Genomic DNA, 22121 nt, shown 5'->3' on the forward strand with positions numbered 1-22121 from the left:
CACGCCGCGGAGCCACATATCGATACAGCCCCGGGCGCGGATCATCGGTGAGCTATCCTCCGCGCATGCGCGGACAGTTCACCGGCTGGCCGGAGCAGGCCATGGACGTGTTGTGGCAGCTCCAGGGCGAACCGGCCCACGCGATCCGTGAGCGCTGCCGCGCGGAGCGCGAACGCCTGGTCCGGCAGCCGATGATCGCCCTGCTCAACGAGGTCGCGGACGCCGACCCCCGGTACGAGGACTTCTCGGTCTGGCACTACCGCACCGACTCCTGGTGGTGGCAGAACCAGGTCGCGGTGATCCGGCTCGGCCGCAAGATCGAGATCGGTCTTCGGTTCTCGCTGGACGGCCTGCGGATCCAGGGCGCCTGGTGGTACCCCGATCCCGGCCAGGTGGACACGTTCCGCAAAGCCGTGGCCTCCGAGAGGAGCGGCCGTGAACTGTCCGGCATCGTCGAGGACGTACGGAAGAAGGGCTACGACATCTCCGGGGACGTGATGAAACGCCCCCCGCGCGGCTATCCGACGGATCACTCCCGTGCGGACCTGCTGCGCCACCGTTCGCTGATCGCCGCCCGTCCCCTCGGCTGCGAGGAGTGGCTGCACACCCCCGAGGCGGTGGACCGGGTCCTCTCGGCCGCCGCCGACCTGGACGCCCTTCTGATGTGGCTGGTCCGCCACGTGAAGCGCGCCGCCTGACCTCACAAGGGCCCAGTGCGCCGGGGGCCACCGGCGAGCGGCGCCTGATCTCACCGGTGGCCGGAACCCTCACCGATATCCGGTCACGTCCGCCGGTTTCCCCGCGTCCTGCACCTCCACCAGGTACCGCCAGGCGTCCGGGCGGCTGCCGTCGAGGTCGGTGAAGCCGTAGACCTGGGCGAGGCCGCCGCTGGAGAGGGACTCGCCGTTGAAGCGGGCGACGTCGGGGTCGGCGGCGAGGGCGGCGACGGCGCGGCCGACGTAGCGCGGGGTCTCCGAGATGGCGAAGTGGGGCACGATCTCCAGGGCGTCGCGCCAGTTCTCCTCGCGTACCTCGTAGTGGTCGAGCATCATCTCCGAGCGCAGCCAGCCCGGGGTGAGGGCCACCGCGGTGGCGCCGCGCGGGCCGAGTTCGTGGCCGAGGGCGAAAGCCATGCGCAGGACGGACGACTTGGCGAGGTCGTAGAAGAAGTTGACGCGGTAGTTGTCGCGGTTGTACTCGGCGGTGCCGTCGGTCATCTCGACGACCAGGCCGCCGGGGTGGCGCAGTAGCAGCGGCAGGGCGTGGTGGCTGGTGATCGCGTGTGTTTCGACGGCGAGTCGGAGCAGCCTGAGACCGTTGTCGAGGTCGTGCTCCCAGAGCGTGCTGTCCCACTCGAAGAGCTTCTCGCCGCCCCAGATGTCGTTGACCAGGATGTCGAGGCGGCCCTGCTCGTCGGCGACGCGGTCCACGAGGGTGCGGACCTGTGCCGGGTCGAGGTGGTCGGTGGGTACGGCGATTCCGTGGCCGCCGGCCTCGGTGACCAGGTCGGCGGTGTCCTCGATGGTCTCCGGGCGGTCGTACTCCGAGCGCTTTTCGCGGGTGGTGCGGCCGGTGACGTAGACGGTCGCGCCGGCCGCCCCGAGTTCCACGGCGATACCGCGTCCGGCTCCCCGTGACGCCCCGGCGACCAGCGCGACCTTGCCCTGCAGTGGCTGTGACATGTCCTGCCTCCCGTGTGACCGTCTCTGATACGAGGGTGACGGGTAAGCCGGACATCTTCTGTCGTGTTTTTCAGGCTCTCATCCGGCCGGGTTTTCAGGCGCTCAGCCGGTCGGGCGCAGCCGCTCGTCCAACTCGTCGTAGCCGGGCAGGAACCAGAGCTGGTTGCCCTGATTGCTCTCGTACACGAAGTCCCGCAGGGCCTGGCTGTCGGCGACGTGCTGTGAGATGTCCCCGACGACGGCCAGGCGCAGCCGGTACTGGGCGAACTTCTGCACGATCGCACCCGCGATCCCCGAGCGCAGCTGGAAGAACTCGTCCGGCACTCGCTCCGCGGGCACCGCGACCAGTTCCGCCTCGCGCCACCCGGCGTCGCCGATGAGGTCCAGCGCCGCGCGCTCGCCGTCGAGCGGTGGGCCGTCGGGGGCGCAGCGCAGGAGGGTGACGCCGTGCAGGGTCACGATCTCGTCGGCAGGCGGCAGGACGTCGGCGTCAGTGGCCACGGGTGATCCATTCCTCCAGGTGGGGCGACTCCGCCCCGATGGTCGTCGAGTCGCCGTGTCCGGTGAGGACCTTCGTCTCCGGCGGCAGGGTGAGCAGGCGGTCCCGGATCGAGGTGACGATCGTCGGGAAGTGGGAGTAGGAGCGGCCGGTGGCACCCGGGCCGCCCTGGAAGAGGGTGTCGCCGGTGAAGACGGTGCCGAGGCCCCGGTCGTAGAGGCAGACCGCGCCGGGCGCGTGCCCGGGGGTGTGCAGCACGGTCAGGTCGGCGCCCGCGGCCTCGATCACCTGGCCGTCGGCGAGATGGGCGTCGGGGTCGCGGTCCGGGTGGGTGAGCTTCCACAGCGGCAGATCGTCGGGGTGCAGCCAGATGGTGGCTCCGGTGCGGTCGGCGAGGGCGGGCGCGGCGTCGATGTGGTCGTTGTGGGCGTGGGTGCACACGATGGCGGTCAGCCGGCGGTCGCCGACGGCCTCGGCGATGGCGTCGGCGTCATGGGCGGCGTCGATGACGATGGCTTCGTGGTCGTCGCCGACGATCCACACGTTGTTGTCGACGTCCCAGGTGCCGCCGTCGAGGGTGAACTGCCCTGAGGTGACGAGGCGTTCGATGCGGGCGGCCATCAGAGCACCACCACCGAGCGCAGGACGTCGCCGTGGTGCATCCGCTCGAACGCCTTCTCCACCTCGTCGAGTTGGATCGTCTCGGTCACGAACGCGTCCAGGTCCAGGCGGCCCTGCAGATGCAGATCGATCAGCATGGGGAAGTCGCGGGAGGGCAGACAGTCGCCGTACCAGGAGGACTTGAGCGCGCCGCCGCGTCCGAAGACGTCCAGCAGCGGCAGTTCGAGCTTCATCTCGGGGGTGGGGACGCCGACGAGGACGACCGTGCCGGCGAGATCGCGGGCGTAGAAGGCCTGCTGGTACGTCTCCGGGCGGCCGACCGCCTCGATGACGACGTCGGCGCCGAAGCCGCCGGTCAGCTCGCGGATCGCCTCGACCGGGTCGGTCTCCTTGGAGTTGACCGTGTGGGTGGCGCCCATGGAGCGGGCCTTCTCCAGCTTCCGGTCGTCGATGTCGACCGCGATGATCTTCGCGGCGCCTGCCAGGCTCGAACCGGCGATCGCCGCGTCCCCGACGCCGCCGCAGCCGATGACCGCGACCGTGTCGCCACGGCCGACGTTGCCGGTGTTGATGGCGGCGCCGATGCCCGCCATCACTCCACAGCCGAGCAGCCCGGCCACGGCCGCCGAGACCGCCGGGTCGACCTTGGTGCACTGTCCGGCGGCGACGAGCGTCTTCTCGGCGAAGGCGCCGATACCGAGGGCCGGGGACAGCTCCTGGCCGGTCGAGGCGAGGGTCATCTTCTGGCCGGCGTTGTGGGTGTCGAAGCAGTACCAGGGCCGGCCGCGCAGACAGGCCCGGCACTGGCCGCACACCGCACGCCAGTTGAGGATCACGAAGTCGCCGGGTGCGACGTCCGTGACGCCGTCGCCGACCGCCTCCACGACACCGGCGGCCTCATGGCCCAGCAGGAAGGGGAACTCGTCGTTGATGCCGCCCTGCTTGTAGTGCAGGTCGGTGTGGCAGACCCCGCAGGCCTGGACCTGGACGACGGCTTCTCCCGGCCCCGGGTCGGGCACGACGATCGTCTCCACCCGGACGGGCTCGTCCTTGCCCGGTGCGATCACGCCGCGTACTTCCTGCGCCATGGTGGGCCCCTTTCACCAACGATGTCCTGGCCAGTCGACACTACGTGCGACTGATCAGTAACGTCACCCGCCGGATCAAGTCACAGGCACCTCTACGCGAGCGACAGGAACAGCTTCTCCAGCCGGGCCTTCATCTGCTCCGGGCTCTCGCCGTCGCGCTCCCCCTGGGCCGGATTGGTGAGGCACTGCTGCAGGCCGGTCGCGATGATCGCGAATCCGGCCCGGTCGAGTGCGCGCGATGCCGCGGCGAGCTGGGTGACGACGTCCTCGCAGTCACGGCCCTCCTCGATCATCTTGATCACTCCGGAGATCTGCCCCTGCGCCCGCCTCAGCCGGTTCAGCACCGACTTGAGCTCGTCACCCTCGAACTGCAGCTCCACGATCACTCCCTCTGCATACCCTTAGGGGTATTTTACCTCAGGGCCCGCGCCGCCCCGGAAACCCGTTCGGATCCGGTCATCCGGGCCGTAGCCTGAGTACTCCGCCCGACTCCCAAGGAGCGCCGTGAGCATCGCAGCGACGAAGAGCAGTACGCCCACGTGGCGGCTCCTTCTCGGTTACGTCAGACCCCATCGCTGGGCCCTGCTGGCGGGTGCCGTGCTCTCCCTCGTCACCGGCGCCACCGGGCTGCTGCTGCCGCTGGTGGCACGGGAGTTGATCGACGACCTCTCGCACGACCGGACCATCACCGGCGCGCTCCTCGTCATGTCGGGTCTGGTGGTCGCCAACGCGGCGGTGGGCGCGCTGGGCGGGTATGTGCTGCGGCGCACCGCCGAGTCGGTGGTGCTCGGCGCGCGGCGCGCGCTGTCGTCGTATCTGCTGCGGCTGCGGATCGCCGCCGTGGACCGCAGCGAGCCGGGCGACCTGATGGCCCGGATCACCTCCGACACCACCTTGCTGCGTGAGGTCACCACCGACTCGCTGGTGGGCCTGGGCACGGGCGGGCTCACGCTCGTCGCGACGATCGTGATGATGGGCCTGGTCGATCCGGTCCTGCTCGGTGTCACCGTGGCCGTGATCTTCGGCGCGGGCACGATCCTCGGCGTGATCGTGCCGCGCATCAACCGGGCGAGCAAGCAGGCGCAGGACGCGGTCGGCGTCATGGGCGCCTCGCTGGAGCGGATCCTCGGCGCGCTGCGCACGGTGAAGGCGTCCGGCGCGGAGCACCGCGAGGAGCAGACGCTGCACTCGGCGGCCGAGGAGTCCTGGCGGCAGAGCGTGCGGGCCGCCAAGTGGTCGGCGGCGGCGGGCAATACGGCCGGTCTCGCGATGCAGATCGCGTTCATCACCGTCCTCGCGGTGGGCGGGGCGCGGGTCGCGACCGGCGCGGTCGACGTCGGCACCTTGGTGGCGTTCCTGCTCTACGTCTTCTATCTGATGTCGCCGATCCAGCAGGTCGTCGGCGCGATCACCCAGTACCAGACGGGCGCCGCGGCCCTCGCCCGTATCCAGGAGGCGCTGGCCCTGCCCGCCGAACCGGCCGCCCTGCCCGCCCCGCTGCCCTCGCCCGGCACACAGCCGGCCGCGCTCGCCTTCACCGACGTCCGCTTCCGGTACGCCGACGACCTGCCGTACGTCCACCATGGCGTGACGTTCGAGGTGCCCGCGCAGGGCATGACGGCGTTCGTCGGCCCGTCCGGCGCCGGCAAGACCACCGTCTTCTCGCTCATCGAGCGGTTCTACGACCCCGAGTCCGGCGTGATCACCGTCGACGGCCGGGATCTGGCGGACTGGGACCTGCCCCAGCTGCGGTCCGCGATCGGCTACGTCGAGCAGGACGCGCCGGTCCTGTCGGGCTCGCTGCGGGAGAATCTGCTGCTGGGCAACCCGGACGCGGACGACGCCGCCCTCGCGCGGGTACTGAAGACGACGCGTCTGGACGGCATGGTGGACAAGCTGCCCAACGGCCTGGAAACGCTCGTCGGGCATCGCGGCACCAAGCTGTCCGGCGGTGAACGTCAACGGGTCGCCATCGCCCGTGCCCTGCTGCGCCGCCCCCGGCTGCTGCTCCTGGACGAGGCGACGTCGCAGCTGGACGCGGTGAACGAGGCGGCGCTGCGGGACACCGTCGCCGATGTCGCCCGTACGACGACGGTGCTGGTGGTCGCCCACCGGCTGTCGACGGTGACGATGGCCGACCGGATCGTCGTCATGGACGCCGGCAAAGTGCGCGCGGTGGGCACGCACCGCGAACTCGTGGCCGCCGACCCGCTGTACGCGGAGCTGGCGGCCACGCAGTTCCTGGCGACGGCCGGCTGACCGGTCCGGTCAGAAGGGGTAGTGCGCCTGCTGGGTGGCGATGGTCACCCAGCGGGTGTTGGAGAAGGCCTCGATGCCCCAGCGACCGCCGAAGCGCCCGTAGCCGGAGGCCTTGGCACCGCCGAACGGGGCGTGCGGTTCGTCGGCCACCGACTGGTCGTTGACGTGCACGATCCCGGTCCGGATCCGGCGGGCGACGGCCAGCCCGTGGGTGGCGTTCTCGGTGATGATGCCGCAGGTCAGGCCGTTCTCGGTGTCGTTGGCGAGGGTGATGGCGGTGGCGTCGTCGGCGAACGACTCGACCACGCACACCGGCCCGAAGGCCTCGGCGTGGTACAGGTCGGCATCCTTCGGCACCTCGGTGAGGACGGTCGCCGGGTGCACCGCTCCCTCCGGCTCTCCGCCGCCGACGAGGACCTTGGCCCCCTTGGCCACGGCGTCCCGTACCAGCCCGGCCACGCGCTGCGCGGACGACGCGGCCACCAGCGGGCCGACCACGGTGTGCGGGTCACCCGGGTCACCGGACTGCAGGGAGGCGACCTTCGTGGTGAAGCGCTCGGTGAACTCCTCGGCGAGCGACTCGTGGACCAGGATGCGGTCGCCGGACATGCAGATCTGTCCGGCGTTCATGAACACGCTGAAGACGGCCGCGTTGACGGCGTAGTCCACGTCCGCGTCGTCCAGCACGATGACCGCGTTCTTGCCGCCCAACTCCAGGACGGCGGGCTTGAGATGGCGGGCCGCGTGCTCGCCGATGATCCGGCCCACGGGCGTCGAGCCGGTGAAGTTCACGCCCCGCACCCGCGCGTCCGCGATCAGCGTCTCGGCGATCTCGGCTGCGTCCTCACGGGCGTTGGTGACGACGTTCAGCACGCCGTCCGGAAGTCCCGCCTCGCGCAGGACGTCGGCGACCAGCAGCCCGCAGGCCAGCGGCGCGTCCTCGCTCGCCTTGACCACCACGGTGTTGCCCGCCGCGAGCGGCGCCGCGACGGCCCGTACGCCGAGGATGACGGGCGCGTTCCACGGCGCGAACGCGGCGACCACGCCCAGCGGTTCACGCACCGCCAGCCCCAACGCGCCCTGGGCCTGGGCGTTCAGCACCTCACCGCGCGGCGCGGTGACGGCGGCCGCGGCCTCGCGCAGCATGTTCGCCGCGAGGGCCACGTTGAAGTACGCCCACGGGCGGGTGCCGCCGGCCTCGTTCGCCATCAGCTCGGCGACCTGATCGCCGCGGGCGTCCAGCAGGTCGGCCGCCTTCAGGAAGATCGCCCGTCGCGCGAAGGGCGCGAGCGCCGCCCACTCCTCGAACGCCGCGTCGGCGGCGTCCACGGCCCGGCGCACGTCCTCGGGTCCGGCCGCGGCGACCGTCGCGTACACCTCCCCCGTATACGGATTGATGTCCTCCGTGGTGCGGCCGGAGGCGGCGGGCACGTCCTTGCCGCCGATGAACAGTTCACGGGTGATGGGCATGGTGCCGACCTTTGTGTTCGCCGTGTGAAAGTTGATCCACTCTACCGCGCATGCTGCGAGCCGGGTGCGGCAATGTCAAGGGTCGCAGGCCGCCGCTGCGCTTGCCGGGCCCGGCGGGGCGGAGGAGCCTCGGAGGTGAGGGCTCGCCTGGCCCGCTCCCCGTCGGGCCGCGGCCTTCGAAGGAGGTCAACGATGGGCACGTTCGACAGCAACACACTGCGCCAGGCCATAGAAGGAAACTCCGAGCAGCCGCTCCTCTCGCTCTACGCGGACGACGCGGAGCTGCGGATCGTGGACCGCAACACCCAGCCCAGCCACCCCAAGGTCCTGCACGGCCGGGACGAGATCGCCGAGATGCTCGCCGACGTCTACAGCCGCGACATCAAGACGCACAAGCTGGAGCGGTGTGTCGTCCAGGGCGACGACGTCGCGTTCAGCGAGTCCTGCGAGTACTCGGACGGCGTCCGGGTCCTCTCCGAGTCGATGGTGTCGCTGCGCGACGGCAAGATCGCCGAGCAGACCATGATCCAGGCGTGGGACGAGTAGGCGGGAACCGCCCCGGTCACGGTGGCCGGGGCGGTGACGCCATCCCTAGGTGAGCGTCCACTTCTGATTGGCGCCCGTGCCGCAGGACCACAGCACCAGCGGGGTGCGGTTGGCCGTACCCGCGTTGGAGGCGTCGAGGCACAGACCGGCGTGGACGTTGGTGATCGTCCCGTCGCCGTTGATGTTCCACTGCTGATTCGCCTGGCCGTTGCAGTCCCAGATCACGACCTTGGTGCCGTTGGTCGTGCCCAGGTTGTAGGCGTCGAGGCACTTGTTGCCGTACACCACGAGTTCCTTGCGGGAGGTGTACGTCCAGGACTGGTTGCGGCCTCCGTTGCAGTCCCACAGTTCGGCCTGGATGCCGTTGGTGATGGTGTTGTCGTGGACGTCCAGGCAGCGGGACGACTGGGCGCCGACGACGAGGGAGCCGTCGGTGCCGGGCAGGGGGCGGACCGCGATGCCCTCGACGGCGGGGCCGCCGGTGAACGTGAGCGTGTTGGCGGAGCCCTTGGAGAGGGAGACCTGGACGGAGACGGTGCCCGCGGCGGATCCGGTCGGCGGGAAGGCGACCGTGGTGCTGGTCTGGCCGTTGACCTGGAGGGTCGCCGTGCGGGTCGCGGAGGTGTTGTTGGTGTAGGAGACGTCCACGACCTTCACGCCCGTGTTCGCCGCCGTCACGCCGGTGAAGCGTCCCGTGGAGGCAGGATCGTACGTGCTGCCCGCCGCCTCCGTGCCGCCGGTGACCCTGAGCATCACCGAGCCGCCCGCCGGGACACTGGCCGTGTAGCCGGTGGCGTACGACCCCACGTTCTGCCGCGCCCACAGGTCACGGACGGTCGCGGAGGCGTTCGTCAGGCCGAGGTCGGCCCAGCGGACGGTGATGTTCTTCGCGGCCGAGGTGCGGTTGAGGAGGACGACGGCGCGGTTGCCGGTGCCGGACAGGACCTTGCCGTAGACCTGCGCTCCCGTGGTGTCCTCGGCGACCTCGACGCCCTGGAGGCCGCGCGGGTCCTGGTCCACGGCGATGACCTCGGGGTTCTTGAGGATGTTCGCGGTCTCCGCGGTCATCGTCGCGAGGTTGTTGCCGGCGAGGAGCGGTGCGCCGGAGATCGCCCAGAGGTTCATGTGGGTGCGGTTCTGCGCGGCGGTGAAGCCGTCCATGCCGACCATCAGCATGTCGGGGTCGTTGTAGTAGCCGGTGTGCTGGGCGGTGGGGTGCAGGTTGGTGTCGTAATTGGCCAACAGGCTCGGCATGGAGGGCTGGTTGCCCCAGTAGATGATGTCGGTGTTGGTCCGCCACATCGCGCCCTGGCCCGGCGCCCAGTTCCACGGGTTCTGCTTGCCCCAGTTGCAGATCGAGAGGGTCAGCGGACGGCCCGTGGTCGCCGTGGCCTTGGCGATCGCGTCGCTGATGGCCTGGTACGTCGACTTAGCGTCGAGCCCTTCGGCGTCACCGCCGCACCAGTCGACCTTGACGAAGTCGAAGCCCCACTTCGAGAACTGGAGCATGTCCTGCTCGTAGTGGCCCTCACTGCCCGAGCCCGGCGCGGCGGGGCGGCCCGTCGGGAAGTAGTAGCCGCAGCCGTCCTTGCCCGCGTCGGTGTAGATGCCCGCCTTCAGGCCCTTGCTGTGGATGTAGTCGGCGATGGCCTTCATGCCGCCCGGCCACTCGGCCTCGTCGATGGTGATGTTGCCGGCGCTGTCGCGGGTGCCCTGCCACCAGCCTTCGTCGATGTTGATGTACTTGTATCCGGCGGCCGGCAGACCGGCGGCGACGAACGCGTCGACCTGCTGCTTGATCACGTTGTAGTCGATCTTCGCGGCGAAGCTGTTCCAGGAGGCCCAGCCCATCGGGGCGGTGGGGACCGGTATCTGACGGGTCGCCACGGCGGCCGGGGCCGCCTTGAGGGGTGCGCTCGGGTTGGCGACGAGGAGTACGGCTGCCACGGCCGCCAGTAAGGCGACGGTACGCAGGACGAGGGTGCGGAACATACGGCTCCTTTGCCGATGGCCGGGATATCGAACGAGGATCGGTTAACCGAACGTTGCGGCGCGCTGAAAGTAGAGCCGCGAGGGGTGCAAGTCAACGGATGTGACACGTGCGGGGCTGAGTGGCTGACGCGCGCTAAGCGCATCGGCGCCCGCAGGCCCGCCCCCCGTCCGTCACCCCGCCTCCCACCCCGCCGGTCGCAGAATCCCCAGGAGCTGTCGGACCAGTTCGTCCACCGCCTCCTCCAGCGTGGCGTCCACCCACCCGGCGCTCCAGTCGTGGAGCAGGCCGTTGACGCTGCCGATGAAGGCTGTCGCCGCGATCCGGTAGTCGCGGGGTGCCGCCTCTCCTCGGGCGACCGCCGCGTCCGCCTCGGCGCACACAAGGTCGACCCAGCGGGCGCGGCGGGCCAGGCGCTGGTGTTCCAGGCGCGGGCTGACGCCGATGATCTCGACGAAGGTGATGCGGATACGGCGTGGATCGGCGGTGACGTTGGCGGCGTAGGCGCGGAAGATCGCGGTGGCGCGTTCGGCGAGCGGCAGGTCGGCCGCGGCGGCCACCGCGGCGAGTACGGCCTCCTCGGCCCAGTCGTTGACCTGGAGGTGGAGGGCGGCCAGGACGTCCTCGAGGGTGCGGAACTCCTCGTAGAACTGGCGGGTGGAGAGCCCGGCGGCCTCGCTGAGCGCGGCCACGGTCGTGGCCCGGTAGCCGGGTGTGTCGCCGAAGAGCTGCAGCGCGGCGTCCAGGAAGCGGCGGCGGCGTTCGGCCTGCCGCTCCTCGGCGGACTTGCCCCTGTACCGGCCGGTCGGCGCCCTGAGCCTGCCCGTCACGGACCCTCCCCGTTCCCTCGTCTGTCCCCGTCGATCAATTTTGTCGTGTACGCGGTCTTGTCGAACAGGACACCCCCTCCTTACTTTTCAGTAAGTCCACTGTGAAAGTAGTTGTGTTCAGATTCATCGCCCCGTCTTGACCTGCCCCACCCATGGCACCCGCCCCCCCAGAGAAGAGAGCACCCATGCCGGTCATCCGACCCAGGCACCTTTGCTCCATGGCCGCCGCCCTCGTCCTGACCGTCACCGCCCCGGCGACCGCGGCCACCGCCGCCACCGCCTCCACGGACGCCGCCGCCCTGCGCGAAGTGCTGTTCGTCGGCAACAACTGGGACGGCACCGCCGACGTCATCAAGTCCTCCGGCGACTTCGCGAAGATCGGCCGGATCAACGTCATCCCCGACAAGGACGCACGGATGGCGGAGATCAACGCGAACCCGATCAAGTGGATCTACTTCATGGCCATCCGCAACAGCGTCGGCGAGGGCCACGACCAGTTCGTGGACGACATGTACACCACGCCGGACGGTTCGTCGGTGGTCGTCTCCCGCCCGAGCTTCGCCGACGTGGTCTCGATCGACCTGGCCACCGGTGACATCAACTGGCGCTTCCCCGTGTCGGGTTACCGCTCCGACCACATGACGGTCTCCCCCGACGGCAAGCGCGTCGCCGTGTCCGCCTCCACCGCCAACACCGTGCACGTGCTGGACATCGTCACCGGCAAGCAGCTCGGTTCGGCCGCCACCGCCGACAAGCCGCACGAGAACATCTTCACCAAGGACGGCAAGTACCTCTGGAACATGGGCATCGGCGATGTGAACACCGCGACCGACGCGCCCTGGCTGGACTGGACGAAGGGCAACCGGTACATCACCGTCGTCGACGCGACCACGTACGAGCGGGTCAAGGTCATCGACATGCGGCAGCGGCTGGACGCCATCGGCCTCACGGACTACTCCGACGCCGTCCGGCCCGCCGTGTTCTCGCCCGACGAGTCCAAGCTGTACTTCCAGGTCTCGTTCTTCAACGGCTTCTTCGAGTACGACATCGCGACGGACAAGATCACCCGTACGAAGACGCTGCCGAAGAACCCGGCGACCAGCGACGACCGCACCACCTTCGTCAACGACTCGCGCCACCACGGGATTTCGATGAGTCCCGACGGCAGCAAGCTGTGTGTCGCGGGCACGATGGACGACTACGCGACGGTCGTCGACCGCGCCACCCTCCAGGAGGGCCCGCTGGTCACCGCCTCGAAGCCGTACTGGGCGACCGTCAGCGGCGACGGCAAGAGCTGTGTGGTGTCGGAGAGCGGCACCGACCAGGTCACGGCCATCGACTTCGCCACCGGCAAGAAGACGGTGTCCGTCCCGGTCGGCGACCATCCGCAGCGGGTGCGGCCGGGGCATGTGGCCGCGGACTGGACCGGAACCTCCGGCTGAGGCCGAGCGGTTCAGGCGGTGGCGCGGTGCCCGGACACCAGCCACCGCCACCGCGGGCGCTCCGTGACCAGCGTGGCGGCGGCCAGCAGCGACACCGCGACCGCCGCCCACACGGGCCAGGCCAGCCATGCGGAGACCACGGCCGCCACCAGCTGGAGCAGCACCAGAAGGATCGTGACCACCCCGGGTACCGGCACGATCCCGTGGGTCTTGTCCCCCGGTGTGGTGAAGACGGTCGGCAGCCCGATCAGCACCACCACGGACAGCACCGCGAGCGGCCAGGAGTATCCGGCCAGCGCCCAGGGCGTGGCCACCCAGGCGACGAGTTCGGTCGCGAAGCGCGGGACGGCCGCGCGTCGGTCATCGGGTTTCGGCAACGTCGTCTCCCCCGCAGATGTGCCCGTCAGCGGTGGGTGATCCTACGACGACCGGGCCGGGCCTGCTGCGACCTGCCCTCGCGTCGGGGTCCAGGTCGACCCCGACGCGAGGGGAGGCTGTCAGCCGATGCGCTGGGTCGCCCAGGCAGCCAGTTCGGCCTTGGCCGCGTTCAGCAGGGACGACGAGGGATCCGTCGCGCCGTTGGTGACGAGCGCGTAGTGCGGGGTGCCCGCGTCGGAGTCCGTCAGCAGCAGGCGGCGGCTGCCGGTGCCGCCGGGTTCGGGGGCCACGGCGATGGGGGTCGACGTCGTGTATGAGGGCGGGGCGTACGCCGTGCCCAGGTCGGAGACGACAGTGGTGGTCGAGGTCGGGAAGGACGCCGGGAGATGCAGTTCGGTGGGGGCCGAGCCGCTGCCCGAGCGCCACACGAGCAGGCTGTACTGCCCGGAGCCCACCAACCGGTCCACGTTGGGCAGTGACTTGGGAACGGGGTTCCAGGTCAGGGTCGTGGAGCCGTCGCGGGAGCGGTCCTCGTAGGTGAAGGCGACGGTCGTGCCGGAGGTGGCGCTCGGGTAGACACGGTCGACAAGCCGTGTGTCCTGGCGCAGGACGGCCGTACCGTAGTCGTCGAGGCGTACGGCGGACAGGTCCTCGTCGTTCCAGGCGTCGCCCTCGGTCTGCACCTTGTCGGGGTTGTCGTTCATCAGCTCGTGGTGGCGGCCGTGGTAGATGTCCCACTGCCACTGGCTGCCGGAGAGGACGGGACCGGAGCCGGTCGGGTTCGTCCACCAACTCGCCCCCGGCACCCGGGAGTCGAGGGCCTGGTACATCGCCTTGAGGACCGTCGGCGCCTTGTCGGAGACGGTGCCGGCCAGCGGGTGGCCGAACTCGCTGACGATGGCGGGCGTCTTCGTGGCGGAGGCCCGGTCACGCACCGTGCCGAAGTCGCCCGCGTACTGTCCGTCCGCCGCCTTGCCCCACATGAAGATGCCGGAGATCGCCTTCTGGTCGTAGAAGTGGGTGTTGAAGACGAAGCGCGGCCCGAGCGTGCCCGCGTCGAGCAGGCCGCCCTCCTGCTTCTGGAAGTCGAGGTTGGCGTTCCAGAACAGGTTCGGTTCGACGAACGCGGGCTTGTCCTGCCAGCCGGCCGCGTCCATCCGCGCCCGGAACTTCCCATAGAAGGGCCACAGGACGTCCTTCTCCCAGGCCCGGCTGGTCTGGCCCGAGTCGTAGACGCCGGCATGGGGTTCGTTGTACGGGTCGAAGCCGACGATGCCCGCGAACTGGGCGGCGGTGAGGTTCTGCTTGAGGTACGCCATCGCCTTCTGGGCGGTGTCGAGGAACGAGTCCTGCAAGCCGTACGTGTTGTGCCAGAAGTCGTACGTCGCCTCCGTCACGGCCGCGTTGGAGGTGATGTTCTGGCCCCAGAAGGGACAGATCCCGCAGTACTCGTCGGGGTAGTCACCTAGGTCCACGGCCCACTTGGGGGCGCCGTCGCCGGTGTACCAGCTGTCCGAGTCGAAGAGCCAGCGGGAGTAGAGGTCCTGGTGGAAGTCGGGGTACACCCGGATCCCGGCGTCGAGGAACGCGCCGATCTGGGCGGTGACGGCAGCCAGGTAGGCGTGGTCCACCTGGCCGCGCACGGGCTCGGCGTACGCCCAGGACAGCAGGAAGCGGACCGAGTTGCCGCCGCCGAGCGCTCTCAGCGCGGTCGCGGACTTCTTCGCGTCGGCGACCGAGGCGAAGGGCAGGCCGTTGTTCTCCTTCAGCTTGGTCTCGCCGGAGACGTTGTAGCCACGCAGCACGACCTCGCGGCCGTGGCCGTCGGTGAAGCGGCCGTTCTGCACGGTGAGCGGGGATTCGTCGAACCAGAGGGAGTCGGGGACGGAGGCGGCGGTGGCGGGGCGGGCGCCCGCCACCGACAGGAATCCACAGAGGAGAACCAGAACAAGGAGCACACGCGCACGCTTATTCGGCATGTTCACTACCGTCCGGTAATTTCAGGACACCGTCAACACCCCTGACTCTGGAGTAAGTTAAGTCTCGGCCGGCTCAACCACTCACTCTGCGCGTCACGTTCAACAGGTACTCCTTGCGGTTGAGCGGATTGTGGTCGGTGCGCGGACGCCGCGGGACCGTGCCGCGGGTGACCGGCGCGTAGTGGTCGAAGGCGCTCTCCAGCTCGCCTTCGCCCCGGGTGAGCCCCGGCAGCCGCTGCTCCAGTTCGTGTACCCGGCCCGCGGGAACGGCACCCTCCAGAACGCCGGTGCCACCACTGGTCCCGGTGGTCTGCGGTACGGCCCGCAGCGCGGCCAGCACCGGGAGCAGGGCGCCCAGGGTGTCCACGGGCGTCTCGATGCGGAAGCGGTGCATGGGCTCGTACACCTGGGTGCCCGCCCTGCGCAGCGCCTCGATCAGGACCAGTGGCGTCACGCCCCGGAAGTCGGCGCCGGTGCTCGACATGCTCTTGTCGAAGCCTTGGTGGGCGTGGCTCTGCCGGGGCCAGTAGCCGGAGTGGGTCATGGTGACCGTGCAGTCGGTGACCTGCCAGCCGCTGAGGCCCTGTCCGAGGGTCTCGCGCACGGTGTCCTCGACGGCCTTGAAGAACGCGTACGGCATGGAGCCGAGTTCCACCTCCAGCCGGAAGGCGACGCCCGAGCCGGTCGGCGCCGGGTCGACGCGCAGGCCTACCGTCGCGAGGTACGGGTTGGCGTCCTTCTTGATGAACTCGACGGCCGCTCCCGTGCCCACAGGACGCTCGACGCAGATCGTCGACGTCTCCCGGAAGGTGACGTCCAGGCCGTAGTCGTCGGCGAGCGTGGCCTGGATGACCTCCTTCTGGACCTCGCCGTAGAGGGACACGGAGATCTCCTGCCGGATCTCGTCGTGCCGGAGGCCGATCAGCGGGTCCTGCTCGGCGAGTTGGGTCAGGGCGAGATGCAGGGACCGCTTGTCCACGCCCGCGCCCGGGACGACGACGGTCTCCAGGGTGGGCGGCGCGAAGAAGTGCTCGTACGCCTTGTGCGGCTCCCCGATCGCGTCGCCGATCCGGATGGCGTCCAGGCCCCAGAGCTTGGCGATGCGGCCCGCTGGGACCGTCTCGTCACGGGAGTCCGCGCCCTCCTCGAAGACACTGATCGAGGTGATCTTGCCCTCGGTGTCGCCGTCTCCGAAACGGATGCGGTCGCGGACGGCCAGCGTCCCGGAGAAGATCCGCGCGTAGGCGATCTTCTCCCCCGCCGGTCCCCGCTCGACCTTGAAGACGGTGCCCGACACCGGCCCGTCCGGATCGCCCTCGGCTGCGGGCAGCAGCTCCTTGATCCCGGCGATGAGAGCGTCCACGCCCGCGCCCGTGATGGCGGACCCGAAGTAGACGGGGTGGACGAGGGTCTGCCGGGTCTGGTCGGCGAGGGCGGTGCGCAGGCGGTCGTACGAGACCTTGTCCTCGACGTAGGCCGACAGCAGGTCGTCGTCGTGGTCGGTGAGGACGTCGATCGCGGCCGGGGCGAGCCCCGGGGCGACGCAGGCGCCGCGCGTGCCGAGCCCGGCGACCGTGCCCATCGGTACGACCGATGCCGTGAGCCGCTCGGCGATCGCTCGCAGCACCCTGTCGTACCCCGCTCCACGCCGGTCGATCTTGTTGACGAAGATCAGCGTGGGGATGCGCAGCCGCCGCAGGGTGCGCATCAGGACGCGGGTCTGCGGCTGGACGCCCTCGACGGCCGAGACGACCAGGACGGCGCCGTCGAGCACGCCGAGGACCCGCTCGACCTCGGCGATGAAGTCCGGGTGGCCGGGGGTGTCGATGAGGTTGACGGTCACGTCGTCGAGGGGGAACGAGACGACGGCGGACTTGATGGTGATCCCGCGCTGCTTCTCCAGCGCGAGGGAGTCGGTCCGCGTGGAGCCGGCGTCGACGCTGCCGATCTCGTCGACGACTCCGGCGGCGTACAGCAGCCGCTCGGTCAGGCTGGTCTTACCGGCGTCTACGTGCGCGAGAATTCCGAGATTGAGCAGGTGCACTGAGCGTCATGTCCTTGGTCATCGGAGGGATTCCTTCCTGGGTGGACATGCACGCAGTGCGCATCTGTGCTCCTCGTGTGTGACGTCGTATGTCCCCAGCAGTGCAGCAGAACCGGGCGCGCCGCAGCAATCGATTAACCGTCAACGAAGCCCGTCGCAGCACTCGCCGCCGTCAGGACGCGGTCATAGAGTGACGTACATCGAGTGACCTGCATCACGTTTCGTCGCTGATTTCCCTCGCTTCCGCCGCACGGCCTGGAGGGCACATGACCCACATCTCGGTGAACGTGGACGGCACGACGTACGAGGACGAGGTCGAGCCCCGTCTTCTGCTGATCCACTACCTGCGCGACCGCCTCGGTCTGACCGGCACCCCGATCGGCTGCGACACCTCCAACTGCGGGGCCTGCACGGTCGAGTTGGACGGGGAGAGCGTCAAGAGCTGCTCGGTCCTTGCCGTCCAGGCGGACGGGAGCGAAGTGACCACGGTCCAGGGGCTCGCCCGGGACGGCGAGTGGACCGGGCTGCAGAAGGCGTTCCACGAGCAGCACGGACTGCAGTGCGGCTACTGCACCCCGGGCATGATCATGGCGGCCCGGGATCTGCTGCGGGAGAACCCGCACCCCAGCCCGGACGACGTACGCCAGGCCCTGGAGGGCAACCTCTGCCGGTGCACCGGCTACCAGAACATCGTGCGCGCGGTGCTCGCCGCCTCCGGGCAGGAGGTTCCGGCATGACCGACCAGATGGCCGGACCCGAAGTCGGCCGCTCCCGTGCCCGCAAGGAAGACGCCCACCTGATCACGGGCCAGACCAACTGGACCGACAACATCCAGGTCAGCGGTCTGCTGCACCTGGCGATCCTGCGCAGCCCCATGGCGCACGCCCGCCTCGACCGCGTCGACGTCTCCGCGGCCCTCGACCGGCCGGGCGTCATCGCCGCCTTCACCGGGCGCGACCTCGCCGACGGCATGGCTTCGATGCCGTGCGTATGGCCGGTGACCGAGGACATCGTCATGCCGGACCATCCGGCGGTGGCGGTCGACGAAGTGCGGTACGCGGGCGACCCGATCGCGGTCGTCGTGGCACGGGACCGCTACACGGCGGCGGACGCGCTGGAGGCGATCGAGGTCGACTACACGCCGCTGCCCCCGGTGCTCGACCTGGAGGACGCGCTCGCCGAGGGCGCCCCGCTGGTCCACTCCGACAAGGGCACCAACCGCTGCTACGTCTGGCCGCTCGCCACCGGCGAGAGCTTCGACGCCGTACGCGAGCGCGCCGACCTCGTCCTGAAGCGGCGCTACATCCAGCAGCGCCTGATCCCCAACGCGATGGAGCCCCGCGCGGTCGTCGTCACCCCGCTCGCGGCCTCCGGCGAGTACACCCTGTACTCCTCCACCCAGGTCCCGCACATCGCACGGGTACTGCTGGCCATGGTCACCGGCATCCCCGAGCAGAAGCTCCGGGTCATCGCACCCGACGTGGGCGGCGGCTTCGGCTCCAAGCTCCAGGTGTACGGCGAGGAGGCCCTCGGGCTCGCCGTGGCGCGCAAGCTGGGCCGGCCGGTGAAGTGGACCGAGTCCCGCTCCGAGAACTACCAGGCCACCCACCACGGCCGCGGCCAGATCCAGGACATCGAGATCGCCGCCACCCGCGACGGCAAGCTGCTCGGCCTGAAGGTCGACCTGCTGGCCGACATGGGCGCCTACCTGATGATCATCACCCCGGGCACTCCGCTGCTGGGCGCCTTCATGTATCCGGGGATCTACAAGATGGACGCCTACGACTTCACGTGCACGGGCGTCTTCACCACCCGCACGCCCACCGACGCCTACCGGGGCGCGGGCCGGCCCGAGGCGACCTTCGCCATCGAGCGGATCATGGACGATCTGGCCGTCGAACTCGGCCTGGATCCCATCGAGTTGCGGCGCCGCAACTGGATCCGGCACGAGGAGTTCCCGTACACCTCCGTCGCCGGGCTCACCTACGACAGCGGCAACTACGAGGCCGCCACGGAGAAGGCACTCGACCTGTTCGGCTACGACAAGCTGCGCGCCGAGCAGGCGGACCGCAACGAGCGCGGCGACACCGTACGCCTCGGCATCGGCGTGTCGACCTACACCGAGATGTGCGGGCTCGCGCCGAGCCGGGTGCTCAGGGACCTCAGGTACGCGGCCGGCGGCTGGGAGGCGGCGACCATCCGCATGCTGCCGACCGGCAAGGTCGAGGTCGTCACCGGCACCAGCCCGCACGGGCAGGGGCATGTGACCTGCTGGAGCCAGATCGCCGCCGACGCGCTGGGCGTGCCGTTCGAGGACGTCGAGGTGGTGCACGGCGACACCAGGGCCGTCCCGCAGGGCATGGACACCTACGGGTCGCGGTCGCTGGTCGTCGGCGGGATCGCCGTCCACCACGCGGCCGAGAAGGTGGTCGCCAAGGCCCGCAAGGTCGCCGCGCATCTGCTCGAAGCAAGCGAGAACGACCTGGAGTTCACCAACGGCGTCTTCTCGGTGAAGGGCTCACCCGAGGCCCGCAAGACCATCCAGGAGGTCGCCTTCGAGACGTTCTCCTCGCACGACCTGCCCGACGGCATGGAGCCCACCATCAACGCCGAGCATCTCGTCGACCCGGAGAACTTCTCCTACCCGCACGGCACCCATCTGTGCGCGGTCGAGGTCGACACGGAGACCGGGCAGACCCGGATCAGGTCGTACGTCTGTGTCGACGACGTCGGCAAGGTCATCAACCCGATGATCGTCGAGGGCCAGGTGCACGGCGGTATCGCCCAGGGCATCGCGCAGGCGCTGTACGAGGAGGCGGTCTACGACGACGAGGGCAACCTGGTCTCCGGCACGATGGCCGACTACCTGGTGCCGTCGGCGGCGGACCTGCCGGACTTCGTGACTGACCGGACGGAGACGCCGTCGACCCTGAATCCCTTGGGGGTCAAGGGAGTCGGTGAGGCGGGGACGATCGCCTCGACGCCGGCCGTCGTCAACGCGGTCGTCGACGCACTGCGCCCGCTGGGCGTGGCCGACGTGCGGATGCCCTGCACCCCGCAGCGGGTGTGGGAAGCGATCGAGGAGGCGGCGCGATGATCCCCCCGGCATTCGACTACGCCCGGCCGAGCAGCGTCGAGGAGGCGGTGCGGACGCTCGCCGACGCGGGCGAGGACGCGAAGGTGCTGGCCGGCGGGCAGAGCCTGCTGCAACTGCTGCGGCTCAGGCTGGCCTTCCCCGAACTGGTCGTCGACGTCGGCCGCATCCCCGAGCTGCGCGGGGTGCGCGAGGACGGGAACACCCTCGTCATCGGCGCGATGACCACCCACCACGACGTCATCCACGACCCGCTCGTCCGCCGCCACGCGGGACTGCTGGCGACGGCCACCGCCACGGTCGCGGATCCCGCCGTACGCCACCGGGGCACCCTCGGCGGCTCCCTCGCGCACGCGGACCCAGCCGGGGATCCGCCCGCCGCGGTGCTGGCGCTGGACGGCGAGCTGGTGGCCCAGGGTCCGCGGGGGCGGCGCACCATCCCGGCGCGCGAGTTCTTCGTCGACTATCTGCAGACCGCGCTGGAACCGGACGAGCTCCTGGTCGAGGTGCGGATCCCGAAGACCGACGGCTGGGGTTTCCACTACGAGAAGTTCCACCGGGTGGCACAGTCCTGGCCGATCGTCGGCGTGGCCGCGCTGGTGCGGCGCGACAACGGGCAGATCACCGAGGCGCGCGTGGGCCTGACCAACATGGGCTCTACAGCCCTGCGCGCGTCCGCGACCGAGGACGCCCTGTCGGGGGCCGGTGACGCGCAGGACGTGGCGCGGGCCGCCCAGTCGGCGGCGGAGGGCACCCGGCCGTCGCAGGACACGTCCGCGTCGCCGGAGTACCGGGCGCATCTCGCGCGGGTGCTCACCAAGCGGGCGGTGCTGGCCGCCGCCGGAATGGGGTGAGGGCCGATCACGCACATCGACGGGCCGGAGCAGGTGCGGGCCCGGCTGGAGGAGACGGGGTACCTCGTCGACGAGGGTCTGGCCGTCGCCTGCTTCCTGGCCCTGCGCCTGCACCGGCCGCTGTTCTGCGAGGGCGACGCGGGCGTCGGCAAGACCGCGCTCGCGTCCGCGCTCGCCGAGGCGCTGGACGCCCCGCTGATCCGGTTGCAGTGCCACGAGGGCATCGACGCCTCCCAGGCCCTGTACGACTGGGACTTCCCGCGCCAGCTGCTGCATCTGCGGGCGGCGGAGGCGGCCGGGGTCACCGACGCCGACCGGCTGGAGGGCGAGCTGTACGACCGGCGGTTCCTGATCGCCCGGCCGCTGCTGCGTGCCCTGGAGACGCATCCGTCGGTACTGCTGGTCGACGAGATCGACCGCGCGGACGACGAGTTCGAGGCGTTCCTGCTGGAGCTGCTGTCCGAGTTCTCCGTCACGATCCCCGAACTGGGCACGCTGCGGGCCGAGCAGCCGCCGGTCGTCGTCCTGACCTCCAACCGCACCCGCGAGGTGCACGACGCCCTCAAGCGCCGCTGCCTCTACCACTGGTTCGACCACCCCGGCTTCGCCCGCGAACTGGCCATCGTGCGGCGGCGGTTGCCCGGCGTGTCGGCACGCCTGGCCGAGCAGGTGACCGCACTTGTCCAGGCGCTGCGCGGCGAGGACCTGCTCAAGCCGCCCGGGGTCGCCGAGACGATCGACTGGGCGCAGGCCCTCGACGCGCTCGGCGCGACCGAGGTGGACGCGGAGCTGGCGGTCGCGACGCTGGGCTCGGTGCTGAAGTACCGGGAGGACGCCGAGCGGGCGCGGGGGCTGGATCTGGCGGCGGTGCTCGCCGTGCGAGGGGCGTGAGGAGCGTGCTCGCCGCGGACGCCGCGCTCCTCGGTTTCGCCCGTGCGCTGCGGGCGGCCGGCGTCGACGCGAGCACGGAACGGCTGCACGCGTTCCTGAGCGCGGTGGACCTGCTGCGCCCGGAGGTGCGGGCGGACGTGTACTGGGCGGGGCGGCTGACGCTGTGCGGGGGCCGGGACGATCTGGAGCGGTACGAGCGGGTGTTCGCCGCGTACTTCGGCTCCGGCTCGCCCGCCACGGAGGCGGTACGGGCCACTGAGCGGCCCCGGCTGCGCCTGGTCGTACGGGACGCGCACGCCGGGGGCCACCACGAAGGAGATCGGCAGGGACCGCCCGCCGCCGCCCTGGCCAGCCCCGCCGAGGTCCTCCGGCACCGCGACGTGGCCGAGCTGGACGCCGTCGAACGCGAGCAGGTGCGCCGGCTGCTGGCCGCGTTCGCGCTGCGGGGCGAGGC

19 protein-coding genes and 1 pseudogene are annotated in these 22121 nt (G+C 70.4%); 9 read left to right on the forward strand and 11 right to left on the reverse strand.

Annotation, left to right across the window (positions count from 1 at the left end):
- The first annotated feature begins 65 nt into the window (after nt 1–65).
- Nucleotides 66–698 (forward strand): DUF2461 family protein, encoded by a 633-nt coding sequence (locus tag AB0I98_RS44030; RefSeq protein WP_362951703.1) that lies wholly within the window; start codon nt 66–68, stop codon nt 696–698.
- A 69-nt stretch (nt 699–767) separates the two neighbouring features.
- Here the strand turns inward: AB0I98_RS44030 and AB0I98_RS44035 are convergent, their stop codons facing one another.
- The 5 genes from AB0I98_RS44035 to AB0I98_RS44055 form a co-directional block, all read right to left on the reverse strand.
- Nucleotides 768–1682: an SDR family oxidoreductase gene (locus tag AB0I98_RS44035; protein ID WP_362951704.1), complete on the reverse strand. Its 915-nt coding sequence runs from the start codon at nt 1680–1682 to the stop codon at nt 768–770.
- A gap of 102 nt (nt 1683–1784) precedes the next feature.
- Nucleotides 1785–2183 carry a DUF4180 domain-containing protein gene (locus tag AB0I98_RS44040; RefSeq protein ID WP_362951705.1) on the reverse strand — a complete coding sequence of 133 codons (399 nt, stop codon included), beginning with the start codon at nt 2181–2183 and terminating at the stop codon, nt 1785–1787.
- Nucleotides 2173–2802 carry an MBL fold metallo-hydrolase gene (locus AB0I98_RS44045; RefSeq protein WP_362951706.1) on the reverse strand — a complete coding sequence of 210 codons (630 nt, stop codon included), beginning with the start codon at nt 2800–2802 and terminating at the stop codon, nt 2173–2175. The genes AB0I98_RS44040 and AB0I98_RS44045 overlap by 11 nt, the downstream gene beginning before the upstream one ends.
- On the reverse strand, nt 2802–3890 hold the full coding sequence (locus AB0I98_RS44050; protein WP_362951707.1) for an S-(hydroxymethyl)mycothiol dehydrogenase: 1089 nt from the start codon (nt 3888–3890) through the stop codon (nt 2802–2804). Before AB0I98_RS44050 ends, AB0I98_RS44045 begins: the two co-directional genes overlap by 1 nt.
- 92 nt (nt 3891–3982) lie before the next feature.
- A complete protein-coding gene (locus AB0I98_RS44055; protein WP_362951708.1) occupies nt 3983–4270 on the reverse strand; it encodes a metal-sensitive transcriptional regulator in 288 nt (95 codons plus the stop codon).
- A 124-nt stretch (nt 4271–4394) separates the two neighbouring features.
- On the opposite strand from AB0I98_RS44055, the gene AB0I98_RS44060 reads away from it, so the two are divergent.
- On the forward strand, nt 4395–6149 hold the full coding sequence (locus AB0I98_RS44060; RefSeq protein WP_362951709.1) for an ABC transporter ATP-binding protein: 1755 nt from the start codon (nt 4395–4397) through the stop codon (nt 6147–6149).
- Nucleotides 6150–6158: 9 nt separating this feature from the next.
- Here AB0I98_RS44060 and AB0I98_RS44065 read toward each other — a convergent pair whose 3' ends face one another.
- On the reverse strand, nt 6159–7619 hold the full coding sequence (locus AB0I98_RS44065) for an aldehyde dehydrogenase family protein (RefSeq protein WP_362951710.1): 1461 nt from the start codon (nt 7617–7619) through the stop codon (nt 6159–6161).
- Between the two features lie 192 nt (nt 7620–7811).
- On the opposite strand from AB0I98_RS44065, the gene AB0I98_RS44070 reads away from it, so the two are divergent.
- Complete coding sequence (locus tag AB0I98_RS44070) at nt 7812–8165, forward strand: nuclear transport factor 2 family protein (RefSeq protein ID WP_362951711.1); 354 nt, start codon at nt 7812–7814, stop codon at nt 8163–8165.
- A gap of 45 nt (nt 8166–8210) precedes the next feature.
- Here AB0I98_RS44070 and AB0I98_RS44075 read toward each other — a convergent pair whose 3' ends face one another.
- On the reverse strand, nt 8211–10157 hold the full coding sequence (locus tag AB0I98_RS44075; RefSeq protein ID WP_362951712.1) for a ricin-type beta-trefoil lectin domain protein: 1947 nt from the start codon (nt 10155–10157) through the stop codon (nt 8211–8213).
- 171 nt (nt 10158–10328) lie between these two features.
- Entirely contained in the window at nt 10329–10985 is a 657-nt protein-coding gene (locus tag AB0I98_RS44080; RefSeq protein WP_362951713.1) for a TetR/AcrR family transcriptional regulator, read from the reverse strand.
- 185 nt (nt 10986–11170) lie between these two features.
- Between AB0I98_RS44080 and AB0I98_RS44085 the strand changes: the two genes are divergently transcribed.
- Nucleotides 11171–12427 carry a YncE family protein gene (locus AB0I98_RS44085; RefSeq protein ID WP_362951714.1) on the forward strand — a complete coding sequence of 419 codons (1257 nt, stop codon included), beginning with the start codon at nt 11171–11173 and terminating at the stop codon, nt 12425–12427.
- 11 nt (nt 12428–12438) lie between these two features.
- On the opposite strand, the gene AB0I98_RS44090 is transcribed toward AB0I98_RS44085, so the two are convergent.
- From AB0I98_RS44090 to AB0I98_RS44100, 3 genes are all read right to left on the reverse strand, one after another.
- Nucleotides 12439–12804, reverse strand: a complete 366-nt coding sequence (locus AB0I98_RS44090; protein ID WP_362951715.1) for a hypothetical protein — start codon at nt 12802–12804, stop codon at nt 12439–12441.
- A 120-nt stretch (nt 12805–12924) separates the two neighbouring features.
- Nucleotides 12925–14784 (reverse strand): cellulase family glycosylhydrolase, encoded by a 1860-nt coding sequence (locus AB0I98_RS44095; RefSeq protein ID WP_362951716.1) that lies wholly within the window; start codon nt 14782–14784, stop codon nt 12925–12927.
- A gap of 73 nt (nt 14785–14857) precedes the next feature.
- A complete protein-coding gene (locus AB0I98_RS44100) occupies nt 14858–16828 on the reverse strand; it encodes a translation factor GTPase family protein (RefSeq protein ID WP_362951717.1) in 1971 nt (656 codons plus the stop codon).
- Between the two features lie 266 nt (nt 16829–17094).
- On the opposite strand from AB0I98_RS44100, the gene AB0I98_RS44105 reads away from it, so the two are divergent.
- The 5 genes and pseudogenes from AB0I98_RS44105 to AB0I98_RS44125 all read left to right on the forward strand — a co-directional run.
- Nucleotides 17095–17565, forward strand: a complete 471-nt coding sequence (locus tag AB0I98_RS44105; RefSeq protein WP_362951718.1) for a (2Fe-2S)-binding protein — start codon at nt 17095–17097, stop codon at nt 17563–17565.
- Nucleotides 17562–19925 carry a xanthine dehydrogenase family protein molybdopterin-binding subunit gene (locus tag AB0I98_RS44110; protein ID WP_362951719.1) on the forward strand — a complete coding sequence of 788 codons (2364 nt, stop codon included), beginning with the start codon at nt 17562–17564 and terminating at the stop codon, nt 19923–19925. Before AB0I98_RS44105 ends, AB0I98_RS44110 begins: the two co-directional genes overlap by 4 nt.
- Entirely contained in the window at nt 19922–20776 is an 855-nt protein-coding gene (locus AB0I98_RS44115; RefSeq protein WP_362951720.1) for a xanthine dehydrogenase family protein subunit M, read from the forward strand. The genes AB0I98_RS44110 and AB0I98_RS44115 overlap by 4 nt, the downstream gene beginning before the upstream one ends.
- 6 nt (nt 20777–20782) lie before the next feature.
- Entirely contained in the window at nt 20783–21667 is an 885-nt protein-coding gene (locus tag AB0I98_RS44120) for a MoxR family ATPase (protein WP_362951722.1), read from the forward strand.
- A gap of 5 nt (nt 21668–21672) precedes the next feature.
- Nucleotides 21673–22121: pseudogene (locus AB0I98_RS44125) on the forward strand (hypothetical protein); the annotation flags it as partial.

This window comes from Streptomyces sp. NPDC050211 (genome assembly GCF_040656035.1).
GTDB lineage: Bacteria > Actinomycetota > Actinomycetes > Streptomycetales > Streptomycetaceae > Streptomyces.

Bases quoted from the DNA above. Each gene is read 5' to 3' on its own strand.
- AB0I98_RS44110 (WP_362951719.1), top strand. From the start codon at position 17,562: ATGACCGACCAGATGGCCGGACCCGAAGTCGGCCGCTCCCGTGCCCGC.
- AB0I98_RS44075 (WP_362951712.1), bottom strand. From the start codon at position 10,157: ATGTTCCGCACCCTCGTCCTGCGTACCGTCGCCTTACTGGCGGCCGTG.
- AB0I98_RS44045 (WP_362951706.1), bottom strand. From the start codon at position 2,802: ATGGCCGCCCGCATCGAACGCCTCGTCACCTCAGGGCAGTTCACCCTC.
- AB0I98_RS44030 (WP_362951703.1), top strand. From the start codon at position 66: ATGCGCGGACAGTTCACCGGCTGGCCGGAGCAGGCCATGGACGTGTTG.
- AB0I98_RS44050 (WP_362951707.1), bottom strand. From the start codon at position 3,890: ATGGCGCAGGAAGTACGCGGCGTGATCGCACCGGGCAAGGACGAGCCC.
- AB0I98_RS44035 (WP_362951704.1), bottom strand. From the start codon at position 1,682: ATGTCACAGCCACTGCAGGGCAAGGTCGCGCTGGTCGCCGGGGCGTCA.
- AB0I98_RS44085 (WP_362951714.1), top strand. From the start codon at position 11,171: ATGCCGGTCATCCGACCCAGGCACCTTTGCTCCATGGCCGCCGCCCTC.
- AB0I98_RS44095 (WP_362951716.1), bottom strand. From the start codon at position 14,784: ATGCCGAATAAGCGTGCGCGTGTGCTCCTTGTTCTGGTTCTCCTCTGT.
- AB0I98_RS44065 (WP_362951710.1), bottom strand. From the start codon at position 7,619: ATGCCCATCACCCGTGAACTGTTCATCGGCGGCAAGGACGTGCCCGCC.
- AB0I98_RS44070 (WP_362951711.1), top strand. From the start codon at position 7,812: ATGGGCACGTTCGACAGCAACACACTGCGCCAGGCCATAGAAGGAAAC.
- AB0I98_RS44105 (WP_362951718.1), top strand. From the start codon at position 17,095: ATGACCCACATCTCGGTGAACGTGGACGGCACGACGTACGAGGACGAG.
- AB0I98_RS44115 (WP_362951720.1), top strand. From the start codon at position 19,922: ATGATCCCCCCGGCATTCGACTACGCCCGGCCGAGCAGCGTCGAGGAG.